This window comes from Streptomyces sp. NPDC039430 (genome assembly GCF_055639435.1).
Genome location: NZ_JBVKAK010000008.1, coordinates 142,998 through 155,472 on the forward strand (window position 1 = coordinate 142,998; position 12,475 = coordinate 155,472).

Annotated in this window: 1 protein-coding gene; it reads right to left on the reverse strand. The window is 74.9% G+C overall.

Translation table 11 applies throughout. The features are described from left to right. Positions 1–22 precede the first annotated feature (22 nt). On the reverse strand, positions 23–12,073 hold the full coding sequence (locus ACZ7LS_RS21225) for a type I polyketide synthase (RefSeq protein ID WP_385130271.1): 12,051 nt from the start codon (positions 12,071–12,073) through the stop codon (positions 23–25). Positions 12,074–12,475 lie beyond the last annotated feature (402 nt).

Consider the following 12,475-nt stretch of genomic DNA (forward strand, 5'->3'; position numbering starts at 1 on the left):
AGATCGACGCGGTCCGACCCGGTCACGAGGTTTCGAGTTCGTTGTCGAGGTAGCCGAAGAGTTCGTCGTCGGTGGCCGAGTCGAGGTCGGACTCGATGTCCTCGTCGGCGTCACCGGTCCGTGTGTCGCTCCACTTGGCCAGCAGGGCGCGCAGCCGCAGGTCCGCCTTTGTGGCGGCGCCGTCGTCGGTGAGGGCGAGCAGCGCGCTCTCCAGCCGGTCGAGCTGGTCGAGCACGCCGGTCCCCGGATCGGGCTCGGTGCGCGGGAGCAGCGTGAGCACGTGCCGGGTGATCGCGGCGGCCGACGGGTGGTCGAAGACGAGCGTCGAGGGCAGCCGCAGCCCGGTGGCGGCGGTGAGCCGGTTGCGCAGCTCGACCGAGGTCAGCGAGTCGAACCCGAGGTCGCGCAGCGCGCGGCCGGGATCGACCTGTGCTTCGCCCGAGTGGCCGAGCGTCGCGGCGACCTGCGCGCAGACCAGGTCGAGCACCGTCTGTTCGCGGTCCGCGGCGGACTGGCCCGCGATGGTGTCGGCGAACGTCGTGGTCGCGACGGGAGCCGCGGTCGTGACGCGGCGGGCGGGGGCGCGGACCAGGCCGCGCAGTATCAGGGGCAGTGTGCCGTCCGCCGCCTGTCCGCGCAGTGCCGCGGTGTCCAGCCGGACCGGTACGAGCGTGGCGCGGCCGTCCCGCGCCGCGGTGTCGAACAGCGCGAGCGCGTCGTCGGTGGGCAGTTCGAGGATGCCGGAGCGGCCGAGCCTGGCCCGGTCGCCCGTGTCGAGTCCCGCCGTCATGCCGCTCGCGGCGGCCCACATGCCCCAGGCCAGTGAGACGCCGGGCAGGCCGAGCGTGTGCCGGCGTTGTACGACCGCGTCGAGCGCCGCGTTGGCGGCGGCGTAGCTCGCCTGGCCCGCGCTGCCGAGGATGCCGGCCGCCGAGGAGAACACGACGAACGCGGTCAGGTCGGTGCCCCTGGTCAGCTCGTCCAGGTGCAGCAGGCCGTCGACCTTCGGGCCGAATACGCGGTCGACCCGTTCGGGTGTCAGCGACTCCAGCACGCCGTCGTCGACGACGCCCGCCGTGTGGACGACCGCGCCGAGCGGCCGGTCCAGTGAGGCGAGCAGAGCGGCCACCGCGTCGCGGTCGGCCACGTCGCAGGCCACCACGGACACCTCGGCGCCCAGCGCCACCAGTTCGTCGCGCAGTTCCTCCGCGCCCTCGGTCGCCGGGCCCTTGCGCCCGGCCAGTACGAGGTTGCGGACGCCCTGGTCGGCGACCAGGTGGCGTGCCACGAGTGCGCCGAGTGTGCCGAGGCCGCCGGTCACCAGGACGGGGCGGTCCTGGTCCGCCGGCCATGGGCCGTCGGCGGGCGGGGCGGGCGGCGTGCCGGTGGCGGCCCGTACGAGCCTGGGCGCCGTCACCAGCCCGGCCCGTACGGCCAGTTGGGGTTCGCCGGAGGCCAGTCCCGCGGGCACGGCGAGGGCGGACTCTTCGGCGTCGTCGAGGTCGAGGAGCGCGAACCGGCCGGGGTTCTCGGTCGCCGCCGACCGTACGAGCCCCCACACGGCGGCGTGCGCCGGGTCGGGCTCTTCGGTGTCGACGGCGCCGCGGGTCACGAACACCAGGCGGGTGTTCGCGGTCCGCTCGTCGGCGAGCCAGTCCTGGGCCCGTGTCAGTGCCCAGGACACCGCTTCCCTCGCCGCCGTGCCGTCGTCCGTGCCGGAGGGCCGGGGGCAGAGGGCGAGCAGGTCGGTCACGCCGTCGAGGGCGTCGAAGCCCGACACCGCCGGCGCGTCGAGTCCGAGGCTGTCCGCGCCGGTGCCGAGCACGGCGAGCGCGACGGGCCTGTCCCCGGTCCCTTCGACGGGCGTCCACTCCAGGGCGAACAGGGATTCGGCGGTCCGGGAGGCGACGCTCTTGAGCTCCGCCGGCCGCATCACCAGCGATTCGACGGTGGCCAGGGGCCTGCCTGCCTGGTCCGCGACGGCCAGTGCCATCTCGTCCTGGCCTGTGGGCGTCCAGCGCACCCGCAGCACCGAGGCGCCGACGGCGTGCAGCCGTACCCCCGTGAAGCTGAAGGGCAGCCGGGGGCCGCCGCCGGTCTCGTCCAGTGCGCGCAGCACGGGTGCGTGCAGCGCGGCGTCGAGCAGGGCGGGGTGCAGGCTGAAGCCCTCGCCGCCGGTCCCGTCCTCCAGGGCCACCTCGACGTATACGTCGCTGCCGAGGCGCCAGGCGGCGCGCAGCGCGCGGAACACGGGCCCGTAGTCGTAGCCGAGTTCGGTGAGGCGGTGGTAGACGTCGTCGACGTCCATCGGGGTCGCGCCCTCCGGCGGCCACGCGGCCAGTTCGGTCGGCTGTGCGTCGCCGGCCGTGAGCGTGCCGGTGGCGTGCTCCGTCCAAGGCGCGTCCCGGTCGGCGTCCTCGGCCCGCGAGTGGACCCGGATGCTCCGCCTGTCGTCGGTCTCCGCGCCGACCGCGACCCGCAGGGCGACGCCGCCGCGCTCGGGCAGGACCAGTGGGGCCTGGAGGGTCAGCTCCTCGACCTCGTCGAGTCCGCAGTGGCCCGCGGCGTGCAGGGCGAGGTCGAGGAAGCCCGTGCCGGGGAAGAGAACCCGGTCGCCGACACCGTGGTCGGCGAGCCACGGCTGGGTCCGTGTGGACAGCCGACCGGTGAAGACGACGCCGTCGGAGTCGGGCAGCGCGACGGCGGCGCGGAGCAGCGGGTGGTCGCCCGCGGCGACACCGAGGGCCGCCGTCGCCCCGTCGCCCGCGGGGGCGACGGCCGCGGTCAGCCAGTACCGGTCGTGCTGGAAGGCGTACGTGGGCAGGTCGACGCGGTTGCCGCGGAGGCCGAGCGCGGCGGCCAGGTCCAGCCGCGCGCCCCGGACGTGGAGCTGCGCGGCGGCGAGGGTCAGCGCGTCCGCTTCGGGCCGGTCGGAGCGGAGCGTCGGCACGAACACGGCGTCGGGGGCACTGTCCTGGCCCATCGCGGTGAGCACGCTGCCGGGCCCGACCTCCACCATCGTCGTCACGCCCTGCGCGACGAGCGCCGTGACACCGTCGGCGAACCGCACGGGCCGGCGTACGTGCCGTGCCCAGTACTCCGGCGAGGCCAGTTCCGCGGCGTCGACCGGTGCGCCGGTCAGTGTGGACACGATCGGCAGCGCGGGCGGGTTGGCGGTCGCGCTCGCCACGACGCCGCGGAACTCCGCCAGCATCGGTTCCATCAGCGGCGAGTGGAACGCGTGGCTGACCCGCAGTCGGCTCACCTTGCGGCCCTGCGCCTTGAGGCGGTCGGTGAGTTGCAGCACTTCCAGTTCGCTGCCGGACAGGACCAGCGAGTTCGGACCGTTGATGGCGGCGATACCGACGTCCTCGGAGCACTCGGGCGCGATTTCCTCCTCGGTGGCCTGCACCGCGACCATGACGCCGCCGGCGGGCAGCGCCTGCATGAGCGCGCCGCGCGCGGCGACTATCGCGCACGCGTCGGCCAGCGAGAAGACGCCCGCCACGTGCGCGGCGGTCAGTTCGCCGATCGAGTGGCCGGCGAGCGCGTCGGGCCGCATTCCCCAGGACTCCCAGAGCCGGTAGAGCGCGACCTCGACGGCGAACAGCGCGGGCTGGGCGTACTCGGTGCGGTCCAGCATGGCCTGGTCGTCGCCGAAGACCACGTCGCGCAGCGGCACGGCCAGCAGCGGGTCGAGGTGGGCGAACGCCTCGTCGAGGGCGTCGGCGAACACGGTATGCGTCTCGTACAGGTCCCGGCCCATGCCGATGCGCTGGGAGCCCTGGCCGGAGAACAGTACGGCGAGCCTGCCGCCGTCGGGGGCGCCCCGTACCACGGCCGGGTCGTCCACACCCTCGGCCAGGGCGTCGAGGCCGGTGCGCAGTTCGGGGGTGCCGGTGCCGAGGACGACCGCGCGGTGGTCGAGTGCGGCCCGCCCGGCCGCGAGGGTCGTGGCGATGTCCACGGGCGACAGCTCGGGCCGCTCGTCCATGGCGGACGCCAGGCGTACGGCCTGCTCGCGCAGCGCCGAGGTGTCGCGGGCGGACAGCGCCCACGCCAGGGTGCGGCCGTCGGGCTCGTCCGCGGGGGCGGGGGCGACGGGCTCGGCCTGTTCGAGGATGACGTGGCCGTTGGTGCCGCTGACGCCGAACGCGGAGACGGCGGCCCTCCTCGGCCTGCCGGTCTCGGGCCATGCGCGCTGGTCGGCGAGGAGTTCCACGGCGCCGGTCGTCCAGTCCACGTGCTGGGACGGGCGGTCGAGGTGCAGGGTGCGCGGCAGTACGCCATGCCGCAGCGCCTGCACCATCTTGATGATGCCCGCGATGCCCGATGCCGCCTGGGTGTGGCCGATGTTCGACTTCAGCGCGCCCAGCAGCAGCGGCCGGTCGGCGGGGCGGTTCTGGCCGTAGGTGGCGAGCAGTGCCTGTGCCTCGATGGGGTCGCCGAGCCGGGTGCCCGTGCCGTGGCCCTCGACGGCGTCCACGTCCGAGGGGGTCAGGCCGGCGTTGGCGAGCGCCGCCTGGATGACCCGCTGCTGCGCGGGGCCGTTCGGTGCGGACAGGCCGTTGGACGCGCCGTCCTGGTTGATCGCGGAACCCCGGACGACGGCGAGTACCTCGTGGCCGTTGGCGCGCGCGGCGGAGAGCGGTTCCAGCAGGACCAGGCCCGCGCCCTCGCCCCAGCCGACGCCGTCGGCGGCGTCGGCGAAGGGCTTGCAGCGGCCGTCGGGGGCCAGGCCGCCCTGGAGGCTGAACTCGGCGAAGGGCGTCGGCGTCACCATGATCGCCGTGCCGCCCGCCAGGGCCATCGAGCACTCGCCCGACCGCAGCGCCTGCATCGCGAGGTGCAGGGCGACCAGCGAGGACGAGCACGCGGTGTCCACGGTGACGGCGGGCCCGCGCAGGCCAAGCGAGTAGGCGATCCGGCCCGACATGACGCTCAGCGCGTCGCCGGTCAGCCGGTAGCCGTCCATCTCGGGCGTCGCCTGTTCCAGGGTGCCGGCGTAGCCCTGCGGCGAGGCACCGATGAACACGCCGGTGAGGCTGTCGCGTACCGAGGACGGGTCGATGCCCGCCCGCTCGAAGGCCTCCCAGGCCAGTTCGAGTACCTGCCGCTGCTGGGGGTCCATCGCCAGCGCCTCGCGCGGGGCGATGCCGAAGAAGCCCGCGTCGAAGCCGCCCGCGTCGTCGACGAAGGCGCCCTCCAGGGTGCGGCTGTGGCCCTGGGCCTCCGCGTCGGCCGGGTACAGCCGGTCGGGGTCCCAGCCCCGGTCGTCCGGGAAGGCGCCGATGGCGTCGTGTCCGTCCAGGACGAGGGACCACAGGTTCTCGGGTCCGCGCACACCGCCGGGGTAGCGGCAGCTCATCGCCACCACCGCGATCGGCTCGTCGGCGTCACGGGTCGCGGTCCGGCCGCCCGGCGCGGCGGTCTCCCGTTCGCCGAGCACCACGGTGTGCAGATGGCGGGCGAGCGCCTCGGGCGTCGGGTGGTCGAAGACGACGGTGGTGGGCAGCCGTACGCCGGTGGCGGTGTTGAGGCGCTTGCGGACCTCGATGGCGGTGAGGGAGTCGAAGCCCAGCTCGCGGAAGGCCCGGTCCGGGGTGACGGCGTCGGGGCCGTCGTGGCCGAGCACGGCCGCGGCGTGGCCGCGGACCAGGTCGAGCAGCAGCCGGTGCTGGTCGGCCTCGGTGAGCCCGGCGAGCCGGTCGGCCAGCGCCCCGCCGGAGGCGGGCGCTTCCGCCGTGTCCTGTTCCGCCAGGGCGACGACGTCGGGGATCTCGCTGATCAGCGGGCGCGAGCGGGCCGCTGTGAAGCCGGGGGCGAAGCGGGCCCAGTCGACGTCCGCGACCGTCAGGGTCGTCTCGCCCGTCGCGAGGGCGGTGGCGAGCGCGCCGACGGCGAGCCCGGGCCGCATGGGGCGCATGCCCCTGCGGCGCAGCTGATCGTTGAGGTCGCCCGCGGCCATTCCTTCGCCCGCCCACATGCCCCAGGAGACGGAGGTGGCGGGCAGGCCGTCGGCGTGGCGGCGCTGCGCGAGGCCGTCGAGGAAGGCGTTGGCGGCGCCGTACGCGCCGAGTTCGCCGCTGCCCCAGACCGCGGACCCGGAGGAGAACAGGACGAACGCGTCCAGCTCGCGTCCGGCGCACAGTTCGTCGAGGTGGGCCGCGCCGACGGCCTTCGCCGCGAGGGCGTACGCGAGGTCGGGGGTGTACGTGTCGGCGAGCGGCAGGGACGGGACGGTGCCCGCCGCGTGGAAGACCGAGCGGATCGGTGTGCCGTCGGCGTCGAACCGGGCGAACAGGTCGGCCAGCGCGGTGCGGTCGGCGGCGTCGCAGGCGGTGACGGTGGTCAGGACGCCGAGCGCGGTCAGCTCGGCCTCCAGCTCGCGGGCGCCGGGGGCGTCGGCGCCGCTGCGGCTGGTCAGCACGATGTGCTCGGCGCCGTTGGCCGCCAGCCAGCGGGCGACCTGGCCGCCGATGGCGCCGGTGCCACCGGTGATCAGTACGGTGCCGCGGGCGCGCCAGGCGGCCGGAGCCGCGGGTGCGGGGGCCGGGGTCAGCCGTCGTACGGACACGCCGGAGGCGCGGATCGCCAGCTGGTCCTCGTCCGTCCGCGCGGCCAGGACGGCGGCGAGCCGGGTCGCGGTCCTGGCGTCGGGGGTCACGGGGAGGTCGACGATGCCGCCCCAGCGGTCGGGGTGTTCCAGGCCGACTGCGAGCCCGAGGCCCCACATCTGGCTCTGCGCCGGATGGGTCAGCGGGTCGGACCGTCCGACGGACACCGCGCCCGTCGTGGCCAGCCACAGCGGGGCGCCGATGCCGGCCTCGCCGAGCGCCCGTACCAGCTCCGGTGTGCCGGACAGTCCGCTCGGGACGGCCGGCGACGCGGGGTCGGGCCGTTCGTCCAGCGCCAGCAGGGAGAGCACACCACTGGGCTCGACGCCCACGGCGCGCAGCGACTCCGGGGAGCCGTCGGTCTCCAGGACGTCGGCGCCGTGCGCGCGCAGCGCTTCGACGGCCGCCGCGTGCCACGGATGCTCCGCCTCGGCCGGCGGGCCGACCACGAGCCAGGTGCCGGTCAGGGCCGGTGTGGCGGGGGCGGCGGCGAGCGGGCGCCAGGTGACCCGGTAGCGCCACGAGTCGACGGCGGACCGCTCCTGGCTGCGGCGGCGCCAGCCGGCCAGGCTGGGCAGGACGTCGGTCAGCGGCGCGTCGGCGGGGACGTCCAGCGTCTCGGCGAGGTCGCCCCGCTCCACCGCGGACCAGAACTCCTCCAGCGCCGGGTCGCCGCCCGCCGTCGGGCGGGCCGGCTCGTCGATCCAGAACCGTCTGCGCTGGAACGGGTAGGTCGGCAGGTCCACGGGCCGTCCGGCGGGCACCACGGCGCGCCAGTCGAAGGGCAGGCCCTCCACGTACGCCTCGGCGGCGGAGAGCAGGAACCGGTCGAGGTCACCGTCGGTGCGGCGCAGGGTGCCGACCACGACGGCGTCGGCACCGGTCGCGTCCAGCGTCTCGCGCACGCCGATGGTGAGCACGGGGTGCGGGCTGCACTCGACGAACACGCCGACGCCCCGGTCGAGGAGGCCGCGGGTGGCGTCCTCGAACCGTACGGTCTCCCGCAGGTTCTGGTACCAGTAGTCCGCGCCCACCTCGGTCCCGGTCAGCCACTCCCCGGTGACGGTGGACAGCATCGGCACGCGCGCGGGCATGGGTTCCACCCCGGCCAGCACGGTGGCCAGGGTGTCCCGGATGCGCTCGACGTGCGGTGAGTGGGACGCGTAGTCGACGGGGACGCGCCGGGCCCGTACGCCGTCGGCGGCGCAGGACTCGACCAGTTCGTCCAGTGCGTCGGCGTCGCCCGCCACGACCACCGAGCCGGGGCCGTTGATCGCGGCGACGGAGATCCGCCCGTCCCACCGTGCGATCCGCGCGCGGGCGTCGTCGACCGTCGCGGCCAGCGACACCATGCCGCCCTGGCCGGACAGTGCGGGCAGCGCCCTGCTGCGCAGCGCGACGATCTTGGCGGCGTCGGCCAGCGACAGCGCGCCCGCGACATGGGCGGCGGCTATCTCGCCCTGGCTGTGCCCCACCACCGCGTCCGGCTCCACACCGTACGAGCGCCAGAGCGCGGCCAGCGACACCATCACGGCGAACAGCGCGGGCTGTACGACGTCGACCCGGTCCAGTTCCGCGCCGTCGGCCAGGACGTCCCACAGCGACCAGTCCACGTGCGGGGCGAGTGCCTCGGCGCACGCGTCGAGCGAGTCGCGGAACACCGGCGAGGACTCGGCCAGCGCGGCGCCCATGCCCAGCCACTGCGAGCCCTGGCCGGGGAAGACGAACGCGACCTTGCCCGGGGGCCGTGCGACGCCTATCGCCATGCGGGCGGACTCGCCCCCTCGGGCCACGGCCGTCAGCGCGTCGGCTCCGCCCGCCACCACCACGGCCCGGTGGTCGAACACCGACCGGGACAGCAGGGCGTCCGCCATGTCGGCCGGTGCCAGCTTCTCCGCGGCGGCGGCGAGCTGGGCGGCGTGGGCGCGCAGGGCGTCCTCCGTGGACGCGGAGAACACCAGCGGGACGGGCCCGGACGCCAGCGCCGGCTCGACGGGGGTCTCGTCGGGCGCCTGCTCCAGCACGGCGTGGGCGTTGGTGCCGCTGATGCCGAACGAGGACACGCCTGCCCGCCGGGGGTGCGCGGACTCCGGCCACGGCATGTGCTCGGTGACCAGGGACACCGCGCCCGAGGCCCAGTCCACGTGGGGGCTGGGCTCGGTGATGTGCAGGCTCCTGGGCAGCTCGCCGTGGCGCAGCGCGAGCACCATCTTGATCAGGCCGGCGACGCCGGACGCGGCCTGCGTGTGGCCGATGTTCGACTTCACCGAACCGAGCAGGAGCGGCTGGTCGGCCGGGTGCTCCCGGCCGTAGGTGGCGAGCAGCGCGTCCGCCTCGATCGGGTCGCCCAGCCGGGTGCCGGTGCCGTGCGCCTCGACGGCGTCGACCTCGGCGGCCGGCACGCCCGCGTTGGCGAGCGCCTGCCGGATCACCCTGCGCTGCGCGGGACCGCTGGGGGCGGTGAGGCCGTTGGACGCGCCGTCCTGGTTGATCGCGGTGCCCTTGATCAGGGCGAGCACGGGGTGCCCGTTGCGCCGCGCGTCGGACAGCCGCTCCAGCAGCACCATCGTGCCGCCCTCGGCGAGGCCGAAACCGTCCGCGCTCGCCGAGAACGCCTTGCAGCGCCCGTCGGGGGCCAGCGCGCGCTGCCGGCTGAACTCCACGAACATGCCGGGCGACGGCATGACCGTGACGCCGCCCGCCAGCGCGAGGGGGCACTCGCCGCGCCGCAGTGACTGCACGGCCAGGTGCAGGGCGACCAGCGACGACGAGCACGCCGTGTCGACGGAGATGGAGGGCCCGCCGAACCCGAATGTGTAGGAGAGCCTGCCGGACGCGACGCTTCCGGTGTTGCCGGTGAGGAGGTAGCCCTCCAGGTCGGCGGACGCCTCGTGCAGCCGCGGCCCGTAGTCCATCGTCATGGCGCCCACGAACACGCCCGCCCGGCTGCCGCGCAGTTCCTTCGGGTCGAGGCCCGCCCGCTCCAGCGCCTCCCAGGCGATCTCCAGCAGCAGCCGCTGCTGCGGGTCCATCGCCAGCGCCTCGCGGGGCGCGATGCCGAAGAACTCCGGGTCGAACTGGGTGACGTCGGGCAGGAATCCGGCCTCGCGCTGGTAGTACCCGCCCGCGCGCTCGGCGTCCTCGTCGTAGCGCCCGTCCAGGTCCCAGCCGCGGTCGGTGGGGAACGCGGTGACGCCGTCGCCGCCCGCGGACAGCAGCTCCCACAGGTCCTCGGGGCTGTGTACACCGCCGGGCAGGCGGCAGCTCATCGCCACGATGGCGATCGGCTCGTCGTCCCCGAGCTGTGCGGGAGCGACCAGTTCGTCGTCCTCGGCCGGCTCGCCGAGCAGTACCCGGCTGATGAGCGTGGCGAGGCCGCGGCACGTCGGGTTGTCGAAGACCGCCGACACGGGCAGGTTCAGGCCGGTGGCCGCGTTCACCAGGTTGCGCAGCGCCACGGCGCCCGCCGAGTCGACGCCCAGCTCCAGCAGCGGGGCGTCCGCGTAGGCGGAGGAGTCGATGTCCCCGCCGACGACGGCGGCGACCTGCGCGCGGACCAGGTCGATCAGGAATTCGATGCGGTCGGGGGCGTCCGCGAGCCGGTCGGCCAGCGACGGGGCGGGGCCGGCCGCGGGCGCCGGGTGCAGCGGATACGCGGGCAGCGGCACCGTACGCGCGTCCCGGCCCGCGAACACCGACCGCCAGTCGGGGAGCACACCGTGCGCGTGCAGTTCGGCCAGCGCGGAGACCATCTGGCCGACGCCGCCCTTGCCCTTGCGCAGCGTACCGATGACGGTGGCCTCGACGGCGGCGTCCTCGGCGGTCTCCTGCATGGCCCTGGTGAGGACGGGGTGCGGGCTCGACTCCAGCAGCAGGCGGTGCCCCGCGGCGAGCGCGGCGCGAGTGGCGCTCTCGAAGTCCGCGGTGTTGCGGAGATTGCGGCACCAGTGGTCGGCGGTGAGGGTGAGCGGGTCGACCCTCGCGCCCGTCGTGGCCGCGTAGATGGGCACATCCGTCGGGCGTGGTGTGATCGGGGCGAGGCCGTCGCGCACCGCGTCGAGCACGGAGTCGACCTGGCGGCCGTGCGCCGCGAGGCGGATCGCGATGCTCCTGGCCCTGATGCCGTCGGCGGCCAGTTCGGCCATCAGCGCGGTGGCGGCGTCCTCGGTCCCGGAGACCAGGACGGAGCCGGGGGCGTGTACGGCGGCCAGGTCGAGCCCCTCGTAGCGGGTCAGCCGCTCGCGTACCTCGTCGGCGGACGCCAGCACGGAGACCATCACACCGCGTTCGAGCAGGTGCACCTGCGCCTGGCTGAACAGGGCCACGGCCCGTGCGCCGTCCTCGACGGACAGCGCGCCCGCGACCGTGGCGGCGGGGATCTCGCCGACGCTGGAGCCGATGACGGCGCCGGGCTCCACGCCCCAGGACCGCCACAGCGCGGCCAGGGAGACCATCATCGCCCAGAGCGCGGGCTGGCCCACATCCGGCCGGTCGAGCGACGGTGTGTCCGTCCTGCCGCGCAACACGTCCATCACGGGCCAGTCCACGAACGGCGTGAGGGCTTCCACACAGGCGTGCAGCTGCTCGGCGAACACCGGCGACGCTTCGAGTAATTCGTCGGCCATGCCCAGCCACTGCGGCCCGTGTCCGGGGAAGACGAAGGCGACGCCGTTCGCCGCGGCGAACGGCGTCGGATCTCCGGTCGCGAGCCCCGGCACCGGGCGGCCCTCGCTGACGGCGAGCAGCTCGTCGGAGAGCCGCGCCCGGTCCCCGCCGACGAACACAGCGCGCCGAGCGAGCGCGGGACCGGTCGTGGCGAGGGACAGGCCGAGGGATAAGGCGAGGTCGACGAGCGGGAGGTCCGGCTCGGCGTCGAGGAGAGCGTGCAGGTCGGCGGCCCGTGCGCGCAGCGCGTCCTGGTTGTGCGCCGACAGCGTGACCGGGACGGCGGGCCCGTCCGGCGCGGCGCGGCCCGGCCCGGGACGGCCCGAACGCAACGCTGCCTCGACCAGAGCGGGGACGCCGGCCGGCCACTCGTCGGTGGTTATTCGGTAGGCGAAGGTCCCGGTCCGCGCACCGTCCCCGCGTGTGAGCACGGCGAAGGCTCCGTCGGCCCCGACCAGGGCCAGGTCGCACTCACCTGACCGCACCGCGGCGGCGGCCTCGGCGACGGGGTCGTGCCCGGTCCGGCTCGGACCGTGGAGGCCGAGCGCGCGCGTCAGCCAGGCGGCGTCGTCCCCGCCCGATCCGTCGGCGGCCAGGAAGACACCGACGCCTGACGGGTCGTCGGCACCGACGCCCGCGTCTTCACACGCCGCCCACGCGGACTCCACGTCGGCCGTTCGGTCCGCGGGAAGCGGCATACCGGCCAGTTCGGTCAGCGCGCCGGCATCGCGCTCGGTCCGCACCGGCACCGCGGGCGCGGCCCCGATGACGGCGACAGTGCCGGTGTCCACTCGTGCTGATTCGCACATGGCAGCCTCTGCTCTCGTCAGTCGTCCACCAGAATCGAAACGCTTTTCTTGGCGACGCCGCCGCCATAACGGGCGCAATTCAAGCCAGCGCTTCGGGAATTGTCAACCAGCGCATGGCCGGCTGCGTTGACGGTAGCGCCCCAGGCCGGGAATGACCGTCAAGGACACGCGGGCGCGTTTCCGAGCGCCTGGACTCTCGAAATTTACCGCGCGAACTTCCGAAATTTACCCGCCGCCCGGCGCCTCCAGGAAATGACTGGGCGGGCACTGTCCGCGCACCGGTCCTTGCATATATTCACCCTGAATCACCAACTGTATACAGACAGAAAACCGACCTCATCCAGCCGGACGCGTCGGGTTCCCACGGAAACGCCCGAAATGCCA